Origin of the sequence: Brevibacillus borstelensis (assembly GCF_003710865.1) — a bacterium.
GTDB lineage: Bacteria > Bacillota > Bacilli > Brevibacillales > Brevibacillaceae > Brevibacillus > Brevibacillus borstelensis.
Genome location: NZ_RHHO01000055.1, coordinates 47,738 through 70,608, shown reverse-complemented (window position 1 = coordinate 70,608; position 22,871 = coordinate 47,738). Strand labels below are relative to the sequence as shown.

The following is a 22,871-nucleotide window of genomic DNA, read 5'->3' as shown; positions in this document are numbered from 1 at the left end:
AACTACCAACTCCCCATTTACTCTTTTCCTTGGGCAAAACTACTCTCCGCGAAATGCGCGTTTCATTCTTTCAAAAAAGCTCTCGTTGTCTTCCGATGCCGGATGTCCAGGCGACTCGCCCGACAGCTCCGCAAACTCCCGGAGCAGTTCTTTTTGCCTGTCTGTCAGCTTTTTTGGCGTGACGACGCGCGCCTTTACATGCTGATCCCCGCGGCCGTTTCCGCGCAAGAACGGCACACCCTTCCCGCGCAGGCGGAAAAAGGTCTCCGATTGTGTACCAGCCGGGATCTTCAGCTTGACACGACCGTCAACAGTCGGTACCTCGATCTCGTCTCCCAGTGCCGCTTGGGCAAAGGTAATCGGCACCTCGCAGTAAATATCGTTCCCTTCACGTTCAAAAAACTCGTGCGCTTTTACCCGTAAGACGACGTACAAGTCTCCCGGAGGCCCCCCGTTGAAGCCCGGCTCTCCCTCGCCGGAAACGCGAAGCTGGGCACCGTCATCCACACCGGCCGGTATGTTGAGGTGAATTTTGCGGCGAATCTTGACCCGACCTGCGCCTTTGCAGGAGGTGCATTTCTCTTTGACGACCTTCCCTTTGCCCTCGCAGGTCGGACAAACGCGCCGGTTGACGATCCGTCCAAACGGCGTATTCGCGGCCACTTCCTGCTGACCCGTCCCCTTGCACGTATGGCAGGTTTCAACGCCGGAACCCGGTTTGGCTCCGGAGCCGTGACAAGTATCGCACTCGGCTTCTTTCGGAATCTCAACATCTGTCTCTTTTCCGAAAACGGCCTCCGTAAAATCGATGGACAGCCCAAACTGCAGGTCCGAGCCTTTGCGCGGAGCATTTGGATTGGCACGTCTGCCGCCGCCAAAGAACATGTCGAAGATGTCGCCAAAGCCGCCCATATTGTTCGCGTCGAAGCCGCCAAATCCACCGCCGCCGAAGCCCTGATTCGGGTCCTGGTGGCCAAAGCGGTCATACTGGGCGCGAGCTTGCGAATCGGACAGAACGTCGTACGCTTCCTTTACTTCCTTGAACTTCGCTTCGGCATCCGCCTCTTTATTCACATCGGGGTGGTACTTGCGAGCCAGTTTGCGGTACGCCTTCTTGATTTCCTCGGTATCCGCATCCTTGGAGACTCCCAGTACCTCGTAATAATCCCGTTTCATCTCCTGAATCACTCCCATGACAGTCAACTGTTATCATAGCATGTGACAGACTCGAAAAAAAGTCAAAGTCAGCGTTCCGTGACTTTGACTTCTTTTCTCGCTATCATTCGCTTACTTCTTGTCGTCGACAACCTCGTAGTCAGCGTCTACGACATTCTCTTTTTTCGCATCGCCGGATGCATCCTGGGCACTGGCTCCCTGTGCGGCCTGAGCTGCTTGTGCAGCCTGCTCATACAGTTTCACGGAGATTTGCTGAATGATCTGGGACAGTTCGTCCTTGGCTGTCTTGATCTCGTCCAGGTTTCCACCTTCGAGTGCCTTTTTCACCTTATCCTTGGCTTCATTCGCTTTATCGATTTCAGCCTGATCTACCTTGCCTTCTACTTCCTTCAAGGTTTTCTCGGTAGTGAACACGAGCTGGTCGGCTTCATTGCGGACTTCTACCGCTTCTTTGCGCTGTTTGTCGGCCTCGGCGTTCAATTCGGCCTCTTTTACCATGCGTTCAATCTCTTCATCGGACAGACCGGAGTTGGAGGTGATCGTAATGCGCTGCTCTTTGCCGGTACCCATATCCTTCGCGCGAACGTTTACGATGCCGTTGGCGTCGATATCGAAGGATACTTCGATTTGCGGGATGCCGCGAGGAGCCGGCGGGATATCGGAGAGCGTGAAGCGGCCGAGTGTTTTGTTGTCTGCCGCCATTTGGCGCTCCCCTTGCAGCACGTGGATTTCCACGGATGTCTGGTTGTCGGCAGCCGTAGAGAACACCTGCGATTTGCTGGTCGGAATCGTCGTATTGCGCTCAATCAGCTTCGTAAATACGCCGCCCAGCGTTTCAATACCGAGAGACAGCGGGGTTACGTCAAGCAGAACAACGTCTGTCACGTCACCGGTCAGAACGCCCGCTTGCACGGCAGCACCCAGTGCGACGACTTCATCCGGGTTGACACCTTTGTGCGGTTCTTTGCCGGTAAACTTCTTGATCGCTTCCTGTACGGCCGGAATCCGGGTAGAGCCCCCTACGAGGATAACGCGGTCAATTTCGTTTGCGGAAAGACCCGCATCCTGCAGCGCCTGACGGGTTGGGCCCATCGTGCGTTCCACGAGGTGAGCGGAAAGCTCTTCGAATTTCGCACGGGTCAGGTTGAGTTCCAAGTGTTTCGGACCAGTTGCGTCTGCTGTGATGAACGGCAGAGAGATCGTGGTCGTCAAAACGCCGGAGAGGTCCTTTTTCGCTTTTTCCGCAGCATCCTTCAGACGTTGCAGAGCCATGCGGTCTTTGGACAGATCGATACCGTGCTCCTTCTTGAACTCGCTCACGAGGTAATCGATAATCACCTGGTCAAAATCGTCACCACCGAGCTTGTTGTCGCCGGAAGTTGCTTTTACTTCGAAGAAGCCCTCTGAAAGCTCAAGAATCGAAACGTCAAACGTACCGCCGCCCAGGTCGTATACGAGGACAGTCTGGTCTTCCGTCTTTTCCATTCCGTATGCCAGTGCAGCCGCAGTCGGCTCGTTCACGATCCGCAGAACTTCCAAACCGGCGATTTTGCCGGCGTCCTTGGTCGCTTGGCGCTGGCTGTCGTTGAAGTAGGCTGGAACCGTAATAACTGCCTTGGTGACCGTTTCACCGAGGTACGCTTCCGCGTCGGCTTTCAGCTTTTGCAAAATCATCGCCGATACTTCCTGCGGCGTATACTCTTTTCCTTCCAGTGTCACCTTGTGGTTTGTCCCCATGTAACGCTTGACTGACATGACGGTGTTGTCTGGATTGGTGATCGCCTGGCGTTTCGCCGCTTCACCTACGATACGCTCGCCATTTTTGAAAGCAACTACGGAAGGTGTGGTACGGTTGCCTTCGGGATTGGGGATAACGACAGGCTCGCCGCCCTCCATAACTGCTACGCAAGAGTTTGTTGTTCCCAAGTCAATACCGATTACACGACTCATACTGTAAAATCCTCCTCACGACTTCACTCACTAGTTATTCATGCTTGCTGTATGACGCTAAAAAAAGAAAATCGGCTAGGCGTTCACTTTCACCATGGCAGGTCGAATGACACGGTCCTTGAATTGATAGCCTTTTTGCAGCTCTTCAACAACCACGCCGGATCCGTACTCAGGATCCTCCGTTTGCATGACCGCCTGGTGAACATGGGGATCAAAAGGCTGTCCCTTCGCCGGAATGGGTGCAAGTCCTTCCTTTTCAAATACTTGAACCATCTGGCGGTACACCATATCGACACCAGTCAAAAGCGATTCGACAGTCATCGCCTCTTTGTCGGCAGAAAGCGCCCTTTCAAAGTTGTCCAGTACAGGCAGCAGCTCCTCCACCACTTTTTGCGAGGCGTACTTCGCCAGATCCTCTTGTTCTTTTCTCAGGCGGCGCCGCATGTTTTCCATGTCTGCCATCGCTCTCAACAGGCGGTTGTTGTTCTCTTCTGCCTGCGCTCTCCAGCGCTCCGCTTCCTGCTGCCAATCGATCTGTTCCGCTTGCTCGGAAGCAGGATCGACGGTTTGCTCCGCTTTGTCAGTCGTCTCTTCTGCTGCGTTGTCTGGTGAAACATCCTGGGTCATTTTTTCATCGTTCAAGATTCAAATACCTCCTGTGACCGCCGAGGCACTACGGCCGAGACGTTCCCATATTCCTATTTCTCAAATTCTGATGTCAGCATTTGCGAGAGACCTTCCGCCAGGTAATTCAACACGGTGATGACTTTGCTGTATTCCATTCGGGTAGGCCCAAGTATTCCAACCATCCCCACAGGCTTTCCGCCCAAAGAATAGGATGTCGTAATGATGCTGCACTGCTTGATGGCATCCAACTGATTTTCCTGCCCGATCCGGACAGTCAGCCCTTCCGCGGGCGCTCCGAACAAATGAATCAGCTGGTCATTTCGCTCCAGAAGCTCAAGAATATCCTTCACCTTATCGACATCGCGAAACTCCGGCTGGTTCATGATCTTGGTCGCTCCGCGCAAATAGACGCGTTCTTTTTCTTCCCGGGTCAAAGAGTCTTCCAGGATATGCAGCATCTCTTCGTACTGCTCTACGTGACGTCTCATCTCGCCTGCTATTTCCTGATAAAGGCGCTGCCGCAGCTGCCACAGCGGAACATCAGACAGCTTGGTGTTCAAGATGTTGACCAGCTTTTCAATCTCCTGCGGCCGGACGCCCTTTGGCAGATCGATCAGCTTGTTTTCCACACGACCAGTATTGGTCACCACGATGGCTACTGCCTGTTCTTCGTTCAAGGGAACGATTTGAATATGTTTCAGCCGATGCTCAAAGATCTCCGGACCGAGCACGATAGCCGTGTAGTTGGTCACATGAGAAAGAATTTGAGCGGTGTATTCGATCACCTGTTCAAAGTGATGAATACGCTCGGCAAACAGCTGCTTCAGCTTTCCCAATTCCAGGTCGTTCAATAAATGCGGCTGGATCAGGTTGTCTACGTAAAAGCGATACCCTTTGGTGGAGGGCACCCTTCCCGCCGAGGTATGCGGCTGTTCCAGATACCCCAGCTCTTCCAAGTCGGCCATTTCGTTGCGAATCGTCGCCGAACTAAAGCCGATGCCATCTTTTTTGGAAATGGTTCGGGAGCCTACAGGTTCGGCCGAATGAATGTAATTATCGACAATCGCATTGAGAATCAATCGTTGGCGGTCCGATAACATGCTGCCTTCGCCTCCCTGTTGTTAGCACTCAGATGTATCGAGTGCTAAATCTATTTATTAAGTTATCAATACGGGAGGAATTTGTCAATGTTTTCCCAGAAACGACTTCCCTTTTTCCTGTCTGCCTAATCGCCCAAAAAGCGGGCGAATACCTCATTCCCAAGCGGCAATGCCGTGCGAGTCAGGCGCAGCCGCCCGTCACTCCATTCGAGCATTCCTTTTGCTACTTCTTCTTCTATGATACGGCCGTATTCTTCCATGATGGTCTTTCCGAAACGGCGGCTGAACTGTTCCGCATCGATGCCCTCGCGCAGCCTGAGCCCCATGATCATGTGGTCCTCCATCGCTTCTTTCGGCGAAACCGCGAACTGTTCGACACGCGGCAACCCTTCCCGGCACATTTGCAAATAGATCGCCAGCGGCCCTGCATTGACATGCCGTTCATGATCGACATAGCCGTGCGCGCCCGCTCCCAAACCGTAATACTCCTCATTAAGCCAGTATGTCTTGTTGTGCCTGCTTTCAAATCCTGGCCTGGCAAAGTTGCTGATCTCGTATTGATGATAGCCGTGGCGTTCCATTTCCTCGATCAGCAGCAGGTACATATTCAGCTCTGTCTCTTCGGATGGAAGCGGCAGCTGATCCTTTTGGTACAAGGTATGAAAGAGCGTATTCTCCTCCACTTTCAGACTATATGCAGAGAAGTGGGTTGTGGGCAATTGAAATGCTTTTTGCAGGGTGTCCCTGAATATCTCTTCTGTTTGATCAGGCAAGCCGAACATCAGATCAATCGTCAAATTGTCAAACCCTGCCGCAACGGCATTATCGATGCTCTGATACACCTGCCCCACGTCGTGAATCCGTCCCAAACGCTTCAACAGGCTTTCATCAAACGATTGCACCCCGAAGCTGAGCCGATTCACTCCCAGCTCCCGCATCAACCGCAGCTTCTCTTTGTCCGTCGTCCCTGGATTTGCTTCCATCGAAAATTCCAGTTCCGGCGCTGCATACCGTCCCAGATGCTTCTCAACCATCTCGAGGAATCTGCGCATTTGCGCCTGATCGAGAAACGTCGGGGTCCCGCCTCCGACGAAAATCGTTTTTACTTGTTGGACCGGCCATTTGGCAAAGGTCAGCTCCATCTCTTTTTCCAGTGCGTCCAGATAGTCCCAAATCAGCTGCGGATTGTTGGTGACAAACGAGTTGAAATCGCAGTAATAGCATTTATTCGTGCAAAAGGGAATGTGGATATAAACAGATTGGGGCGCCAAGATTCTTCCCCTCCTTTATTGGAAAAGTCAAAAGACCTGACATCACCGTCAGGTCTAGTATTCTGCAACATCTGCAAACTGCAGACCGGTTTGTTTCGGCCTATTTCTTGTCGTCCATCCGGAGAACAGCCATGAACGCTTCTTGCGGCACCTCGACGGAACCGACGGATTTCATGCGCTTTTTCCCTTCTTTTTGCTTTTCCAGGAGTTTGCGCTTCCGGCTGATGTCCCCGCCGTAGCATTTGGCCAGGACGTTTTTGCGCAGGGCGCTGATCGTCTCCCGCGCGACAACCTTGTGTCCGATCGCAGCCTGGATCGGCACCTCGAATTGCTGTCTCGGGATCAATTCCTTCAGCTTTTCGCAGATGATGCGGCCACGGTTGTAGGCACTGTCGCGGTGGACGATAAACGACAGGGCATCCACGACTTCTCCGTTCAACAGAATGTCCATTTTCACAAGCTTGGACGGCTTGTAGCCTGCCAATTCATAGTCAAAGGAGGCGTAGCCTTTGGTTCCTGACTTCAGCAGATCAAAGAAGTCGTACACGATCTCCGAGAGCGGCATGTCGTACTTCAGCTGCACGCGATTTTCTCCCATGTACTGCATGTCGAGAAATTCTCCGCGCTTGCCCTGGCACAACTGCATGACATCGCCCACGTAATCCTTCGGCACCATTACGGTAGCCGACACATACGGCTCTTCGATCATTTCGATCTTCTGCACTTCCGGCATTTTCGACGGGTTGTCGATCTCGATGACCTCGCCATTGGTCATGGTCACCCGGTAAATTACGCTCGGTGCGGTCGTGATCAGATCGATGTTGAATTCCCGCTCAATCCGCTCCTGAATGATCTCCATATGCAAGAGACCGAGGAATCCGCAACGGAATCCGAAGCCAAGCGCCTGGGATGTCTCCGGCTCGAACTGCAGGGACGCGTCGTTTAGCTGAAGCTTTTCCAAAGCCTCGCGCAAGTCATTGTAATCGCTGGTGTCGATCGGGTACAGACCGCAGAACACCATTGGATTGATTTTCCGGTAGCCTGGCAGCGGTTCTGCCGTCGGGCGAGCTGCGTCGGTAATCGTATCACCGACCCTCGTGTCTCCTACCGTTTTGATCGAAGCGGCGACATACCCTACATCACCCACAGTCAGTTCGTCGACCGGGGTCTGACGCGGCATCGATGCTCCCACTTCGGTTACATCGAAGGTTTTGCCTGTCGCCATCATTTTGATTTTCATGCCTTTGCGCAGCGTACCGTTTACAACCCTCACGGAAGCGATTACGCCGCGGTACGGATCAAAGTAAGAGTCAAAAATCAAAGCTTGCAGAGGTGCGTCGGGGTCCCCTTCCGGAGCCGGCACCTTTTGCACGACAGCCTCCAGCACATCTTTGATCCCGATCCCTGCTTTTGCCGAAGTCAGACAGGCTTCGCTTGCATCCAGGCCAATGACGTCCTCTACTTCCTGTTTGACCCGCTCTGGTTCCGCGCTCGGCAGGTCAATCTTGTTGATTACCGGAATAATCTCCAGATTGTTGTCCAGCGCCAGATAGACGTTGGCCAATGTCTGCGCTTCGATGCCTTGGGCAGCGTCGACGACCAAGAGGGCGCCTTCGCAAGCGGCAAGGCTGCGGGATACTTCATAGGTAAAGTCGACGTGTCCGGGGGTGTCGATCAAATGCAAAATATACTCTTCCCCGTCGTCTGCTTTATACTTTAACTGCACGGCATTCAGCTTGATCGTAATGCCGCGCTCTCTTTCCAGATCCATCGAGTCCAGAAACTGCGCTTCCATCTCCCGTTCTGACAATGCTCCTGTCAATTCCAGGATGCGGTCAGCCAAGGTTGACTTCCCGTGGTCGATATGGGCGATAATGGAAAAATTGCGAATGCGTTTTTGTCTTTCACGGCGATCCATGTGTTGTCAGTTCCCTCCCACGCCATCTGAACGTCGCCTGTTGGTCCACCTTCAGACCGCGTTCCGAAAAAATACACTAACGTCAATTATATCAAAGCGCGGTTATGCGAGCAACAATTGAGAATAAGGCGGTTCCCACGATTTTTCGAGGACCGATCCGAACCAGGATTTGAAGCAGGTACGGCGTATAATGCTAAGGCTTCTTCCCTTCACTTAACCGCTGCAAATATTTCTCGGGAAACAGCTTCTTTAGACTTGGTTGATAGCGGCTTCCGTCCTCTGGCATACTGTGGCTGATTACCCGGTAGGCGCCGCCTTTGCCGTTCTTCTGTTCGTAGGCGATGTCCAGGACCATCGGGCAGCTTAATCCCGGAGACCCCTCCTCTGCCTTGCCTTCAATCCTTACCCAAGCATAGACACGCCGCTTTTCCGGAGCTTGCGTTTCTACCCCGATCAGTTCAATATGGACATCGCGATCTGCTCCCAGCCAGCTCAGGTTTCCCTGGGCCGTTTGCAAATACGCGGTGATCAGCGGAGTGACAAACTCCCGATTTTCGGGGGAGACACCTTTTTCGACCTGAACAAACACTTGCCCAAAATGCTCGCTGCCCGAGAGCACCTGCAGCTTCCAGACACCCGGATCGGGAAGGGCAATGCTGGACGAAAAATGGCCATCCGCATCATACTGGGGTCCCAGAACTTCATAAGAACCAAGCTTGATGCGCTTGCCCTCCGTACTGTAGGCGACCAGCTCCACCTCTTTTCCAAATGAACCGTTCAACAGAAATGAAATCCGCTGTGCCTGATCCTCGTACAGCCCAAATTCATCTGTCATGATGCGGACAGGCTTCTCCCCGAGGTAGCTGAAAACCTGATTTTCGCTGTGTATATCTGAACGTGGCGACGGTTTCCACAAATCGGGCGGATTCACAATAGTAGCGGGTAGCCAAGGCTTCTCTTGAACGGGTTGCCGGGCTTGTTCTCCCGGCCCTACACCGGTTATCGCAGTGCCTACGAGAGCAAGCAGCAGGACAGCGGCTGCTGCCGAGGCCCAAAGGCCCCATCGCCCCGGGGGAAAGGTCCTTTTTTTTCGCCCTGCCTCCTGCTTGATCGTTCGCCGTATATTCTCTTCCATTTCCGGGGAGAACACGACGTCATGGAGTACGCTGCGATCGGCTCGCTCTTTCAATCCTTTCAGCCATTGGTCTCGTTCCATTCCCATCCCTCCCCGGTATTCATTTCCTTTTTCAACAGCTGTCTCGCCCGATGAAGCCTCGTCCGAACAGTCCCTTCGGTCACACCTAGCACCTCAGCCACTTCCGCAATGGACATTTCCCCATAATAGTGGAGAGCTACCGCCTGGCGATAGAGTGGCGGAAGCAGCAAGACAAGCCGGACCAGCTCATCCCGGGCAGCTCGCTGCAGCACGATATTTTCGGTCGACGCCTCGCCATTTTTTTGTATCCACGCTTGCGGAAACAGATTTCGAAACGTCCACGACCGCAAATAGCCCTTGCATTCGTTGACGGCGATCCGGTAGATCCAGGTATGGATGCTGCTCTCTCCGCGAAAGCCGGAAAGGTTGCGGTAGACCTTCAAAAATACGTCCTGCGTAATGTCTTCGGCCAGGTCACGGTCCTTCACCATCAAGGTGACCAGTCGCAGGACACGCGTCCCGTATTCCTGCATGAGCCGATCCAAAGAAGCCTCTGGCGTCTGCTGAAGCTTATCCACGAAGACGCGCCCTCCTTCCTGTTTCACCTTGTTAGATGCAAGAAGCCGCTATTTGTTACAGGTTTTTTTCCGAGCAAACAGAGTCATTCGCGAGACATCCGCGTTGGTCCTCACGTTTAAGCCCGCAAATGGGTACCCGCCCTCCGTCCACTTTTCCAAATCATAGTCGCCTCTCGCCGGCGATGATGGAACAGTATGGACAAGAGACAGACCTTCAACCGAATGGATATAGCCTGCCGGGTAGTCGATGATGTAGTTTTCGTGCATCGCCGTTACCTCCAATTGCTCCGACTCCAGCAGCAAGACCAGCTCCCCCGGGAGCATCAGCGCCATTTCCCGGTCCACCCGGTAGCGCGGCTGCTCCACGCTGTCGATAAAGGTCGCATAGGCAAGAGAGTAGCGGAATCGCTGGCGTGCGTAAGACGTTTCTCCCCGAACCTGTTGGTAGACCATCTTGTCGGGAAACACCCATTTTCGCTGTTCCGTTTGCCAATTTTCACCTGCAGGGGGCAAGAGGAGGTCAATCGCTACCAGACCGTCCTCGGTTAGATGCTCCTTGATCAACTGTAGAAGCCGCCTTTGTTCCGAGCGGAGCGTAAAGTGCTGGAGAAACCCCTCGGTCAAAAGCACATGAGTAAAGGTGCGATCCAGTTGCAAATGAAGCGCTTCTTGTTCCATGAGCTCCAGCAGGTGTTCTCTGCCTTTCCCCAACCGCCGCTTCTTCTTTTCCGCTAGCCCGAGCATGTCGGGACTGTTATCGATCCCGCAGACAGAAATACCCTGCCTGGCCAATTCCAGGGCGATTCTTCCCGTTCCTACTCCCAGCTCCAGAACTGCGGGCTGACGGTCGAAGGCTTGTATCCAGCCGCGGTAGAAAAGTATGCCCGCCTTTCCCGCAAACTGGTCGTAGTACGCTGCTTCCAGCCCTTTGTAAGGTGGACTGGGGAGCCGCTCGTGCCTTCCGCCCGACAGGCCGCAGGTAGAGCAAACCGAGCCTGTCAAACGCTGAAAAGGAATCCCCGGCGGCACGCCATTTTTACTGTCGCCGAGCCACTCATCATAGCGAAAACCGCATACTTTGCAGGAATAAACACTCATAGGGCCGTTGACACCTCCGCATCCTTCCGCTGCTCGCTCATTTCCATACCGGAGAAAAATACGATGTGCTTCTTTCCTGTCTTCGGATGAACATACACTTCTGTTTCGACACCGAACACTTCCCGGAGCATTTCGGGATTCAGCACTTGTTCCGGTGTGCCGGCGGCTGCAATCCGCCCTTCTTGGATCACATAGATCCGGTCGCAGTATGTCGCCGCAATATTCAGGTCATGCAGCGCTGCGAGGACGGTCAGACGGAGCGATTTCAGGAGGTCCATAATTTGCAGTTGGTAGCGAATGTCGAGATGGTTCGTCGGCTCGTCCAAAACAAGAAGCTTCGCCTCTTGCACCAATGCCCGCGCGATTAATACCCTCTGTTTTTCGCCGCCGGACAAGGACAAAAAGCTGCGCTCTGCGAAGGCTTGCATACCCGTTCGAGCCAGCGCCCTTTCCACGAGCGAAAAGTCTTCTTCCGTATCTGACTGAAATAATCGTTTATGTGCAGAACGGCCCATCAAAACAATTTCTCTAACGGTGAAATCGAATTCAACTGTGCCTTCCTGACGAACAACTGCCATTCGCTGCGCTGTTTGCCGAGGCGACAGTTGATAGATGTCTTCTCCATCTACTGTAACAAGACCCGCATCCGGCTTCCTGACCCGGTAAATGCTCTTTAGCAAAGTCGACTTTCCGCTTCCATTCGGACCGATCAGGCCGACGAATGTTCCCGGCTTAGCCTGCAGGTCGACGTGATCAAGGATTTCCTTTCCATCCAACATGACGGATACTTGCTCGGCGATGAGATTCATCTTCCGCCACCCCCAAACGAATACGAGCTTCGAAGCATGAGCCAAATAAAGAATGGCCCTCCGCACAGCGATGTAATGATACCGATGGGCAATTCCTCAGGAGCGAATGCCAGTCTGGCCACGACATCGGCCCAGATCAGAAAGCTTGCTCCCAGCAGCGCACTGACTGGAAGCACGCGGCGGTGATCGGTGCCGACAATGATGCGGACAATATGCGGCATCATCAGTCCGACAAAGCCGATTGCCCCGCTGATCGAGACGATGACCCCTGTGAGCAGCGCGGTCATAACGAGCAGCATTTTTCGGAAATGTTCGGTATTCACTCCCAGCGTCCTCGCGGTTTCCTCTCCCATCATGATCGCATTGAGCGAGCGATAATAAGTCATCAGCACGAACATCCCGGCCACTACCACAACGCCCGGAATGGTCAGGTACTCCCATTTGGCTCCCGCGAGGCTACCTTGCATCCAGAACAAAACTGTACGGATGCCATGCTCGTTAGGAGCTGAAAAGATAATCAGGCTGGTGATCGCCGAGAGTACAGCCGAAACAGCAATGCCGGACATCAACAAGCGCACGGTCGAGTTTTGCCCTCCAAGCCGCGAAAGCGCAAAAACAAGGACAATCGCCAGGAGCGATCCGGTAAAAGCCCCAATGGTCAGGGAATACTGTCCGTATAGACTGAATGCTCCGAAAAGAATTGTCAGTGTCGCTCCTACCGATGCACCTGAGGAAACCCCGAGCAAATACGGATCCGCCAACGAATTTCTTACAAGTGCCTGTATGGTCACCCCGACCACTGACAAGCCCGCGCCAACGATTGCCGCAAGCAAGACACGCGGAAAGCGAATCTGCCAAATAATCGTTTCTTCCGATTTTGACCAATCCGCCTGTATCCATTCTCCTATCAACGGAATATGGGAAAAAGCAATTTTCCAGATCGTGCCGGGCCGAATCGACACTGAGCCCAGCATGACTGCCAGGGTCGCACTGGCGATCAACACCAGAATCAACACGAACAGAACTGAGGCAAACCAGCCCCTGAAACTCCTGATATCTCTCTTGGCGATTTTCATCACCCTTCGTCCGGGGCTATCCGTGGCGGCCGAGCTCTCCAGTATCGTACGTTTCACAACTCTCACTCCTTCGGAAAAATCGACCGGTCTAACCAACGTGGAATGAATTGGTCCTGCCGTTAAAATTTCTCCGGATAAAGTCCTTCCGCGAGAGTTTTTAGTGCGAACGGCGCCCGAATTCCTTCAGCCGCTGCGGAGAGCGGCAGCACGACGATACGCTTGTTTTTAATGGCCGGCAGATCAGCCAATTCGTTTTTTGTCAAAAGCAGATTTCGTTTTTGTTCAACGGTTTTGTCTCCGTAATCAACGATGACGATCACTTCCGGCTTGCGGGCGACTACCTCTTCCCAGCTTACGCTTGTCCATCCTTTCGGGACATCGTCGAAAATGTTCTTGCCTCCTGCCAGCGCAATCAACCTGGTCATGTAGTTATTGGCAGCTGTGTACGGCTTGTCCTCTCCGCTGTCATAGACAAACACAGGAATCGGCCGTGCCACGTCTTTGATGTGATCGCTGATTTGCCTGATCTCCGTTTTCATCTTCTCGATCAGTTCATTCGCTTTTGGTTCGACTCGGAAAATGCGCCCGATATTTTGGATGTCGGCGTACACATCCTCAAGACCCGGTGCTGTCATATTGGAAGATTGCTGCAAATAAGCGTGAACGCCCATTTTCTCCAAATCCTCGACAGTCCCGACCGCTTTGTCGGTAAAGGCGCTCTTCCAGCCAGCGTACACAAAGTCCGGTTCAGCGGCAAGGAGGACTTCTTTTGACGGATACTGCTTGGACAGCACCGGAATCTTCGCATATGCCTCCTGAAGCTCAGGCAAAATCTGATCATCAAGATAAGCAGTCCCGACCATTTTGTCTTCCAGTCCCAGAGCGAGCATGATTTCGGTAGTATGCTGACTGAGTGATACGGCTCTCCTCGGCGCTTCAGCAAAGGTGAGGGTTCTTCCATTGTTTTCGATTGTTACAGGAGACAAGGAACTTGTCGAATTCGCCGCATTTGCAGATTCTCCGCCTCCTGCTGATTGCGTTGAGCCATTTGTCGGGGCAACAGTGTTTGCAGCCGAATTCGACTCGGCTCCCCCGCATCCGGATAGTGCCAGGACAACTGCAACCCCGGCGAAAAACAAAAAGCCAAGACGTTTGTTGAAAGCTCTCATCCTTATTTCCTCCTTTTGTCATTCGCGTTTCATCGTACTTGCTTACCCCTGTATTTCAAAAAGAAAAGACATCCTCCGATCTTGCCGGGGAATGCCTTTGTGGGCAGCGGACAAAAGAAACACGGCAAAAGGATAGACCAATAGCGTCTGGCGCCGTTTCTTCGTCACACTGTCCCCATCCTCGTGGGTCGATCGTGTATGCTTTCTGGCAGGTCTCCTGGCTTGGGATCATCACGCCTTGCTCCCTTCCCATCTCGCGTTTAGACCGCGAAACAGTGGATACCAGCAAGGACACTCCCCTTTACAGTGGCGGGACCGCGTCGGATTTTCACCGAACTTCCCTTTTAAGTGGCCGGGTACAAGAGACTACCCGGTTCACACCATAAAGCGTATGTATTCAGTTGATCGGCGATTGCGTGAGATCCTCCCGATCGTATCGGGATTCCGCCGTTGCATCAGCCTTTTCCGATTACCGTTAATTCTTTCGGATAGCGGGTCAGCACTTCGCATCCATCCTCCGTGACGAGCACGTCGTCTTCAATGCGTACGCCGCCTACCCCGGGAACATAGACACCCGGTTCGATGGTAAAGACCATGCCTGGACGCAGCTCCTCCTGGTTTTGCCCATGGACGGACGGGTACTCATGAACATCCATGCCGAGTCCGTGGCCAAGACGGTGCATAAAGTACTCTCCGTATCCTTTGGCTTCAATCACACCGCGCGCCGTTTGATCGAGATGGGCGAAGGTTACGCCCGGACGGACCTCTGCGATAGCCGCTTCGTTCGCTGCCAGAACGGTCGCGTAGATGTCCCGAAGCTGATCGCTGATATCTCCAACCGCAAAAGTGCGGGTAATATCAGATACGTAGCCATCAGCGGAAACGCCAATATCAAACAGCAGCAGTTCGCCTTCCCGTACGTCCCGGTCTCCCGGATTGCCATGAGGAAGCGCCGACTTTTCACCGGCCAACACCATCGAAGCGAAAGAAGGTCCCTCCGCTCCGAGGCGCTTCATCTGGTATTCCAGCTCGGCAACTAACTCCGTCTCGGTCACACCCGGCTTTACTTTTTTCACAGTTTCATCAAGAGCGTCTTCGACCAGCTTGACAGCGTGTTTGATCCTTGCCACTTCATCGGCTGTCTTGATCAGGCGCATCTCTCTGAGAGGCTCTTCGATATCGACATAGCTTCCGGCAGAGACGAGTGCACTCATCGTTTCGAAACGATCTAGGGTCATATGGCTTTTTTCCAGCCCGAGCTTGTTTAATCCGGAAGGAAGCGCTTGTTTCAACACTTCATACGGGTTATCGGTATCCGTATGGGTCAAGATTTGTTTGATGCCTGACGCTTCTGCGGCTGCTTCCCGGTCCAGTGCCGGAACGATCAAGGAAGGTTCTCCAGCGGCCGGAATAACCAGGCCCATGAAACGTTCGTGCGGCTCGGTCAAAAAGCCTGTCAGGTAGTAAACGTGCTTAGGCAGTGTAATCAAAGCAGCGTCTATCCCTTGCTTTTGCAAATAAGCAAGAATGCGCTGAATGCGTTCTTGATACAAACGGGTCAACCGCCTTTCTTTGGGTATCATACTGCGAGGATACCATTTCCTTGCCAAAAAAAGAAGCGAACGGACGAAAAAACTATGCACAGGTAAGGACAGGATAAAGGGGAGGTGAATGAAAAATGAGCGAAAATACAATCGTTCCAACTGCAAATAGCTCCAGGCTGGCTGTTCAGCTTTACGGCAGCGGCCAGCCGCTTGTATGTATCCATGCACCTGGCATCGGGATGATCAACTTTTCCCGTTTGCACGGGTTGGCCGAGCACTTTCAACTCATCCTGCCTGATCTTCCCGGTCACGGAGCGAGTCAACCGCTCTTTGTCCCCTTTACGATGGCCGATCTTAGCGAGACGCTGGAGGAGATGATTCATGCTCTTGGACATAAACGAGTCGTCGTAATGGGCTATTCCCAAGGTGCTTCTCTCGCACTGGATTGGTGCCTGCGCCATCCAGATTCCATCGCGGGCCTTGTACTTATCAGCGGTTTTTCCGAGGTGAATGAGCTGTACCTGCACTCCCGCTTTTATTTGGCCGAAGCCATTGCCAAGCTGGGAGGAGTGAGCTTGCTAGCCCGCTCGACGGCTTCCTCACACCTGGACAAGCAGGCAGATAAAGAACAGTGGATAAAGCATGCCAGCCGTACGGACGCCAAAACTCTTCATCACCTGTACAGGATCGGACATCACTATCGCTGTACAGAGCGGTTGCATGAGATCAAGCAGCCTGTGCTGCTCGTATACGGCCAGCAGGACAAGCACATGCATCCGTACGGCGAGCTTCTGGAAAAACATCTGCCCAAAGCCAAACTGGTTGCTGTCCCTGGCGTAAAGCACCAGATCGTGACTCGCACTGCCTCGTCTTTGAGTCGCCTTTGCAGAGAATTTATCGGTTCTCTCCCCGGTTCTTCGGTCTGATTGTCCTACGGGATAACATAACAATGATACGGGATTACACAAACCGGTATGGCTCCCTGCCCTTGATCACCGTCGCCGGCGTCTGTATACTGAGTCAACGCTTATCCGGGCCTAAGCGTCAGGTTCGCCGATAGGAAAAAACCCCGAATCAAGCCTCGCTTATTTCGGGGTTTTTCGTTACCGTGCTCATGGTAGCATCGTCTGCCAACCACAAAAACGATTGCTGCTCCTAGTTTTTCATCCGCGGATCCAGCGCATCGCGCAGCCCGTCTCCGATCAGGTTAAAGCCAAGTACAGTCAGCATGATGGACAAGCCCGGGAAAATAACTGTCCACGGCGCTTTTTGAATATACTGGCGGGAGTCGGAGAGCATCAACCCCCACTCCGGCTGAGGCGCTTGCGCTCCCAAGCCGAGAAAGCCCAAGGCTGCCGCTTCAATGATCGCGGTCGCAATTCCAAGTGTTCCCGTCACGATGATCGGAGCCAAACTGTTAGGGAGAATATGCTGAACGATAATATGTGAATGCTTTGATCCGATCGCCCTGGCGGCCATCACGTATTCTTCTTCCTTCAGACTAAGCACCCGCGAACGGACAAGACGTCCATAGGTGGGCACATTCACGATCGCAATCGCAAGCAAGGCATTCTCCAGAGATGGACCGAGTATAGCTACAATCGCAATCGCCAACAGAATGCTGGGAAACGCAAGCATAATATCAAACAACCGCGAAATGAGCGTATCGATCCATTTGCCGTAGTAGCCGGCTAACAGGCCGAGGAAGGTCCCGGCAACGATGGACCCGATCACGGCAAACAGCCCTACTCGCAGTGAGATCTGCGCGCCGTAAATCACACGGGTAAAGACGTCCCGCCCGTTGTAGTCCGTACCAAACCAGTGTTCAGCAGAGGGAGGCAGGTTTTTATCAACCAGTTCTCCTTTGTCGTATTCGTACGGGGTGATAAACGGTGCCAGGATTGCGAGCAAGACGAAGAAAAGAATGATGCAGAATCCGAGAATGGCCATCTTGTTCTTGCGCAGGATCCTCCAAGCATCGCGCCACGGAGAGGAGATCGGCTCATTTATCTGCTTGACTGGTACCGTTTGCACATGGGTTTCTGCCATCTTACTGCCTCCTCAGCGATATTTGATGCGCGGATCGACGTAAGCGTACAGGAGGTCGACCACCAGGTTAATCAGAACAAAAATCGTTGCGATGACCAAAATTCCTGACTGAATAACGGGATAATCGCGGTTTCCGATTGCCGTATAGATGTATCTCCCAACACCCGGCCACCCGAAAATCGTCTCGGTTAATACCGCCCCCCCGATCAGGAGGCCTACTTGCACCCCCACAATCGTCAGTACGGGAATCAACGCATTTTTCAGGGCGTGCTTGTACACGACAAAAAACTGGCCAAGCCCTTTTGCCCTTGCCGTCCGAATATAGTCGGACCGCATTACTTCGAGCATGCTGGAACGGGTTATCCGTGCAATAATCGCCATCGGAATCGTTCCCAGCGCGATTCCCGGAAGAATCAAGTGCTCCACCACATCTCGAAAATGATCCCAACGACCTGCAAGAATCGAATCAATTATATAAAAATGCGTAATCTCAGCTACTGGATCACGCGGATTGTCACGTCCAATAGAAGGCAGCCACTTCAATTCCTGGGCAAATACCCATTGTTCCATCAAGCCCAGCCAAAATACCGGCATGGAAACTCCAATTAAAGCGATCAGCATGCAAGTGTAGTCAAACCACGAGTTCTGTTTCCAGGCAGAGATGATTCCCGCATTCACTCCGATAAAAACTGCGAACAGCATACTCACCAAAGTCAACTCAATCGTCGCCGCCAAGTATGGGCCCATTTCTACGGTAATTGGCGCTTTGGAGTGCAAGGAGACTCCCAAATCCCCTTTTAGAAGATTCCCCAAGTAATGAAAGTATTGCATATACCAAGGGTTGTTCAGCCCCAGCTGTTCCCGCAAATCCGCAAGAGCCTGCGGACTTGCCTTCTCTCCCAAAATCGTCAGTGCCGGGTCCCCCGGGATGGCGTGAATAATAGCAAAAACAATTAGCGACATTCCTAGTAACACTGGGATCAGCATCAACAATCTTCTAATGGTGTAGGCCAGCAATGCCATCTCCTCGCTTTCCTTGCGTCGTCCATCGTTGAACATAAAAGAGAAGGGCAAGAAGAAAGGGTTCTTCTTACCCTTGCCACACTTTACTGAATGTCTACTTTTTCTACGCTCTCGCTGCCTTTTGGATGCGGCTGATAGCCGGTAACACCCGCTTTGGCCGCAATCGGCGGTGTAGAGTGAGCGATCGGAACGAGAGGCGCGTCGTTAAAGATCAGCTCCTGCGCCTTTTTGTACAGGGTTTCACGCTCTTTCTGGTCAGACGTGGACTGCGCTTTCAAAAGAAGCTGATGAACCTCTTCATTGGAGTAGCGAGGAATATTGTTTCCGTTAATGGTATTCTTGTCGAGCAGCGTGTACAGGAAGTTGTCCGGGTCGCCGTTGTCGCCGTTCCAGCCAAGCAGACACATCTCGTACTCGCCTAACCTTGTCTTTTCGAGATACGTAGCCCACTCCATCGTCACGATTTCCGTTTCGATGCCGATTTTCTTTAAATCCTGCTGAATCGCCTCTGCCATCTTTTTGCCGTCCGGGATATACGGACGAGGAACAGGCATGGCCATGAACTGCACCTTGAAGCCATTCGGGTATCCAGCTTCCGCTAACAGCTTTTTCGCTTGATCCAGGTTGTATTCGCGGTCCTTGATCTGGTCGTTGTAACCCCAAAGACTTGGCGGCATCGGGTTGGTAGCCGGTTCGCCAAGGCCGCTGTAGAATGCTTTCACCATCTCGGGCTTGTTGATCGCGTGGCTGATCGCTTGACGCACCTTTGGATTGTCAAACGGCTTTTTCTCCGTATTGAACGCGAGGTAACCGACGTTCATCGATGGACGCAGGAGCAGCTGCAGGTCCTTGTTTTCTTTTACCGCTTCCGCATCGTCCGGATTCAGTCCATCCATCAGATCGATCTCTCCGGACGTCAGCGCTGTCAGACGCGCTGTATTTTCCGGAATGACCTTGAAGATGACTTTGTCCAGCTTCGGATACCCCTTGTTCCAGTAGTCCGGGTTTTTCTCCAGGGTGATGATGTCATTGCGCTTCCAACCCGCAAACTTGAATGGCCCGGTACCTACAGGCTCATCTCCCAGCTTGCCTCCTTCAATCGCTTTTGGCGAAGCGATGGCAAACGGCGACATGCCCAGGTTTGCCAGGAACGGGGCTTGGGTCCTGTTCAAAACGAATTGAATCGTGTGTGCGTCCACAACCTTGATCTCTTTGATTACGTGATCAGGATCGCCTTTGTATCCCCCAAACATGTCATTATAGTAGGGGAATCCCTCTGGATTGTGGTATTTGTTGCTCTTGTCCATCCAGCGGTCGAAGTTGAACTTGACTGCTTCCGCATTGAAGTCCGTACCATCATGGAACTTTACGCCCTGGCGAAGCTTGAAGGTGTAGGTCAAGCCGTCCTCGGAAATTTCCCAGCTCTCGGCCAGTCCGGGTATAACCGTCGTGTTTGTATCCTCATAGCTCACGAGCGTTTCATAAATGTTTTCAGTCACCCTGAATGTTTCGCCATCCGTTTCCCGGATCGGATCCAGACTTTTCGTGTCAGCCCCACGTCCAATAATCAGCTGCTTCGGCTCGTTCTTTGCGGGCTCTGCTGGCGGCGTCTGCTGCTGCGCTTGTCCCTGGTCGCTCGGCTGTTGAGCCGGTTGCGAGCTTGAGCACCCTGCAAGGACCATGGAGAGTGCGAGCAGGCTCGTCATCGCTGCAGTAAGAACCTTCTTCTTCATGGATGAATTCCCCCTTTTCCATTTTCCGCACATCTCTTCTCTGCTTTTCTCACTCAACGTTGTCTTGCATCCCCCCTTTGAAAGGAATTCGCGAGGCAGCGTCATGCGTTGTACAGATGGCACGCTACGAAGTGGCCACCGCCGACGTCCCGAAAGTCCGGACGAACCTGTCGGCATTCGTCTGTTACATGCGGGCATCGCGTGTGGAAGGTGCATCCTGTCGGGGGGTTGGACGGACTGGGTACATCTCCCTGCAGGATGATACGCTCCCGTACCGCATCCGGATCGGGAGAAGGTACTGCTGAAAGAAGCGCTCGGGTGTACGGATGCAGCGGCTGGCGGTAAAGCTCCTCGCTCCGGCTAAGCTCTACCAGCCTGCCCAAATACATGACTCCGACACGGTCGCTGATATGCCGGACGACACTCAGGTCGTGGGCGATAAACAAATAGGTCAACCCCAAGTCTCTCTGCAAATCCTGCATCAGATTGAGCACCTGGGACTGAATCGAAACATCCAGGGCTGAAACGGGCTCGTCTGCCACGATCAGCTTGGGATTGAGCATCAGAGCCCGGGCGATGCCGATCCGCTGCCGCTGGCCGCCGCTGAACTGATGGGGATATCGCGTCGCATGGTAGCTGGAGAGACCAACCACTTCAAGCAGCTCCCTGACGCGCTCTTTTCGTTCAGCCGGAGAACCGATCCCGTGCACCCGCAAAGGCTCCTCCAGAATCTTTTCAATATTATGACGAGGGTTGAGAGAAGCGAACGGATCCTGAAAAACAATTTGCATATTGCGCCGCATCTTGCGCAGCGCTTCTCCCTGCAAGCCGATGATGTCGGTCCCGTCGAACACCACTTCTCCAGAGGTGGGCTCGATCAGCCGCAAAAGGGAACGGCCCGTCGTCGATTTCCCGCATCCGCTCTCTCCTACCAGCCCAAACGTCTCCCCTCTCTTCACGGTAAACGAGACGTCATCTACGGCTTTGACGACGCCTACCTCTTTCCCGAATACGCCGCCTGTGATCGGGTAGTATTTCTTCAGATTCTTGACGATGAGCAGATCTTCAGCCACCTGCATGCTCCTTTCGGGATTTATTTACGTCATCCAGCAGCGGGCACGATGATTGGCTCCCACTGTCTTCAGCTCCGGCATCTGCGTCCGGCACTTGTCGTCTGCCTGTTCGCACCGCGGCGAGAACCTGCACCCCATCTGTATCGAGCCGGGTATCGGGACGTTTCCGGGGATGGAATAAAGCCGTTCCTGCGATACTTCCAGCTTGGGCAAGGAGTTCAGCAGGCCGATGGTGTATGGATGCTTCGGTTCTTTCAGGATCGTCCGAACATCGCCCTCCTCCACCACATTGCCCGCGTACATGACGACAACGCGATGACACATTTCCGCTACCACGCCCAGGTCATGTGTAATCAGCAAAATAGCCGTTCCCGACTCTTTATTCACATGCCTCATCAAATCGAGGATCTGAGCCTGGATCGTCACGTCAAGCGCTGTCGTTGGTTCGTCCGCGATCAAAAGCTCCGGATTGCAGGCCATCGCCATCGCGATCATGACCCTCTGGCGCATCCCGCCCGAAAGCTGGTGCGGATATTCGCGGACAATTCCTTCCGCCCTCGGAATGCCTACTTTTTTCAGCATCTCTACAGCGCGCCCGAGCGCTTCTTTTTTGCCCACTTTCATATGCAAGCGAATGGCTTCCCCGATCTGGTCGCCTATCGTATAAACAGGGTTGAGCGAGGTCATCGGCTCCTGAAAAATCATCGCGATTTCGTTTCCGCGAATCTCTCTCATCCGCTTTTCGCTGGCCAACACGAGGTCCTCCCCTTTAAATTTGATGGAGCCTCCGACAATCTTTCCCGGGGGGTTGGGAACCAGTTTCATGACAGACAGGGAGGTTACGCTTTTTCCGCACCCGGACTCGCCGACGATCCCGAGCACTTCTCCCTTGTTTACGGTAATGGTGACACCATCGACCGCCGGTATTTGCCCGCGGTCTGTAAAAAAGTGCGTTTGCAAGTTTTCGATTTCCAATACTGGCTGTGACATGCAGGTGCACCTCTCTAACCTTTATATTCCATGGGACAAGATGACTAACTGTCAACATTATGCCATTAATCCAATTTTTTGGCAACATATTAAATTTAGAAAATTACAATTAGGCTAAACATATTAAATATTACCTATAACGGAACCAAATGAAGAAAAGCCCGCATGGCGGGCTTGTTTGCATCCTCTTGCTTTTTCGCCAATCTGTTTGTCCGTAAACTACTCTTATGGGTCAAAAATACTGGCTAGCCACTCGATCGCGCCCCGAGCGCCGTCTTTTACGATCTGACCCAAGGATTGCCCTGCATTGCTCATGTAGTTGACCACCTGACCGGGCGCTGTCTGGACTTGCTTGCCCATCACGGCGATTTCCATTTTCCCGTTATCTATCTTTTTGATGGAAAAGGTTTGCGGCGGCTGCTCCGGCATTCCGCTCACCTTCTGGATGCCGCGCTCCGCCGTTTGCAAGCCCAGCACCACTCCGATCAGCAGGACGAATAAAAGTCCTGTCAGCTTTACCGTCACATTCAT

The 22,871-nt window shown here is 53.0% G+C and carries 20 protein-coding genes and 1 riboswitch; of the genes, 1 reads left to right on the top strand and 19 read right to left on the bottom strand.

The window, feature by feature from the left end; translation table 11 throughout:
• Positions 1 to 39: 39 nt before the first annotated feature.
• The 13 genes from dnaJ to EDM54_RS23205 form a co-directional block, all read right to left on the bottom strand.
• Positions 40 to 1,176, bottom strand: a complete 1,137-nt coding sequence (dnaJ, locus tag EDM54_RS23265) for a molecular chaperone DnaJ (protein ID WP_003390675.1) — start codon at positions 1,174 to 1,176, stop codon at positions 40 to 42.
• 111 nt (positions 1,177 to 1,287) lie between these two features.
• Complete coding sequence (gene dnaK, locus EDM54_RS23260; protein ID WP_003390677.1) at positions 1,288 to 3,126, bottom strand: molecular chaperone DnaK; 1,839 nt, start codon at positions 3,124 to 3,126, stop codon at positions 1,288 to 1,290.
• Between the two features lie 75 nt (positions 3,127 to 3,201).
• On the bottom strand, positions 3,202 to 3,768 hold the full coding sequence (gene grpE, locus EDM54_RS23255) for a nucleotide exchange factor GrpE (RefSeq protein WP_003390680.1): 567 nt from the start codon (positions 3,766 to 3,768) through the stop codon (positions 3,202 to 3,204).
• Positions 3,769 to 3,824: 56 nt separating this feature from the next.
• A complete protein-coding gene (gene hrcA / locus EDM54_RS23250; RefSeq protein ID WP_003390682.1) occupies positions 3,825 to 4,853 on the bottom strand; it encodes a heat-inducible transcriptional repressor HrcA in 1,029 nt (342 codons plus the stop codon).
• 125 nt (positions 4,854 to 4,978) lie between these two features.
• The gene (gene hemW, locus EDM54_RS23245; RefSeq protein ID WP_122958862.1) at positions 4,979 to 6,124 is read right to left on the bottom strand and encodes a radical SAM family heme chaperone HemW; all 1,146 of its coding nucleotides are present in this window, start codon (positions 6,122 to 6,124) and stop codon (positions 4,979 to 4,981) included.
• 100 nt (positions 6,125 to 6,224) lie between these two features.
• Positions 6,225 to 8,042, bottom strand: a complete 1,818-nt coding sequence (lepA, locus tag EDM54_RS23240) for a translation elongation factor 4 (RefSeq protein ID WP_003390686.1) — start codon at positions 8,040 to 8,042, stop codon at positions 6,225 to 6,227.
• Between the two features lie 193 nt (positions 8,043 to 8,235).
• On the bottom strand, positions 8,236 to 9,258 hold the full coding sequence (locus tag EDM54_RS23235; protein WP_122958861.1) for a hypothetical protein: 1,023 nt from the start codon (positions 9,256 to 9,258) through the stop codon (positions 8,236 to 8,238).
• Entirely contained in the window at positions 9,237 to 9,776 is a 540-nt protein-coding gene (locus tag EDM54_RS23230) for a sigma-70 family RNA polymerase sigma factor (RefSeq protein ID WP_003390690.1), read from the bottom strand. The genes EDM54_RS23235 and EDM54_RS23230 overlap by 22 nt, the downstream gene beginning before the upstream one ends.
• Before the next feature lie 48 nt (positions 9,777 to 9,824).
• Positions 9,825 to 10,874, bottom strand: coding sequence for a methyltransferase domain-containing protein (locus EDM54_RS23225; RefSeq protein WP_122958860.1), 1,050 nt, complete (start codon positions 10,872 to 10,874; stop codon positions 9,825 to 9,827).
• Positions 10,871 to 11,683, bottom strand: coding sequence for a heme ABC transporter ATP-binding protein (locus tag EDM54_RS23220; RefSeq protein ID WP_024984579.1), 813 nt, complete (start codon positions 11,681 to 11,683; stop codon positions 10,871 to 10,873). Before EDM54_RS23220 ends, EDM54_RS23225 begins: the two co-directional genes overlap by 4 nt.
• Positions 11,680 to 12,759, bottom strand: a complete 1,080-nt coding sequence (locus EDM54_RS23215; RefSeq protein WP_171506873.1) for a FecCD family ABC transporter permease — start codon at positions 12,757 to 12,759, stop codon at positions 11,680 to 11,682. The genes EDM54_RS23220 and EDM54_RS23215 overlap by 4 nt, the downstream gene beginning before the upstream one ends.
• Positions 12,760 to 12,878: 119 nt before the next feature.
• Positions 12,879 to 13,928, bottom strand: a complete 1,050-nt coding sequence (locus EDM54_RS23210; protein ID WP_003390699.1) for an ABC transporter substrate-binding protein — start codon at positions 13,926 to 13,928, stop codon at positions 12,879 to 12,881.
• 190 nt (positions 13,929 to 14,118) lie between these two features.
• A riboswitch (cobalamin riboswitch) is annotated at positions 14,119 to 14,328 on the bottom strand.
• Positions 14,329 to 14,383: 55 nt separating this feature from the next.
• Positions 14,384 to 15,481 carry a M24 family metallopeptidase gene (locus EDM54_RS23205; protein ID WP_003390701.1) on the bottom strand — a complete coding sequence of 366 codons (1,098 nt, stop codon included), beginning with the start codon at positions 15,479 to 15,481 and terminating at the stop codon, positions 14,384 to 14,386.
• A gap of 125 nt (positions 15,482 to 15,606) precedes the next feature.
• On the opposite strand from EDM54_RS23205, the gene EDM54_RS23200 reads away from it, so the two are divergent.
• Complete coding sequence (locus EDM54_RS23200; RefSeq protein WP_003390703.1) at positions 15,607 to 16,398, top strand: alpha/beta fold hydrolase; 792 nt, start codon at positions 15,607 to 15,609, stop codon at positions 16,396 to 16,398.
• 229 nt (positions 16,399 to 16,627) lie between these two features.
• Here the strand turns inward: EDM54_RS23200 and nikC are convergent, their stop codons facing one another.
• The 6 genes from nikC to EDM54_RS23170 all read right to left on the bottom strand — a co-directional run bounded on the left by nikC (position 16,628) and on the right by EDM54_RS23170 (position 22,871).
• On the bottom strand, positions 16,628 to 17,521 hold the full coding sequence (gene nikC / locus EDM54_RS23195; protein WP_003390704.1) for a nickel transporter permease: 894 nt from the start codon (positions 17,519 to 17,521) through the stop codon (positions 16,628 to 16,630).
• Positions 17,522 to 17,533: 12 nt separating this feature from the next.
• Positions 17,534 to 18,544 carry an ABC transporter permease gene (locus EDM54_RS23190; protein WP_031932405.1) on the bottom strand — a complete coding sequence of 337 codons (1,011 nt, stop codon included), beginning with the start codon at positions 18,542 to 18,544 and terminating at the stop codon, positions 17,534 to 17,536.
• An 83-nt stretch (positions 18,545 to 18,627) separates the two neighbouring features.
• Positions 18,628 to 20,277, bottom strand: a complete 1,650-nt coding sequence (locus EDM54_RS23185) for an ABC transporter substrate-binding protein (RefSeq protein WP_003390708.1) — start codon at positions 20,275 to 20,277, stop codon at positions 18,628 to 18,630.
• 101 nt (positions 20,278 to 20,378) lie between these two features.
• Complete coding sequence (locus tag EDM54_RS23180; protein ID WP_003390710.1) at positions 20,379 to 21,350, bottom strand: ABC transporter ATP-binding protein; 972 nt, start codon at positions 21,348 to 21,350, stop codon at positions 20,379 to 20,381.
• A 24-nt stretch (positions 21,351 to 21,374) separates the two neighbouring features.
• Positions 21,375 to 22,340, bottom strand: coding sequence for an ABC transporter ATP-binding protein (locus EDM54_RS23175; RefSeq protein WP_024984584.1), 966 nt, complete (start codon positions 22,338 to 22,340; stop codon positions 21,375 to 21,377).
• A 225-nt stretch (positions 22,341 to 22,565) separates the two neighbouring features.
• Positions 22,566 to 22,871, bottom strand: a complete 306-nt coding sequence (locus EDM54_RS23170) for a DUF3679 domain-containing protein (protein WP_122958859.1) — start codon at positions 22,869 to 22,871, stop codon at positions 22,566 to 22,568.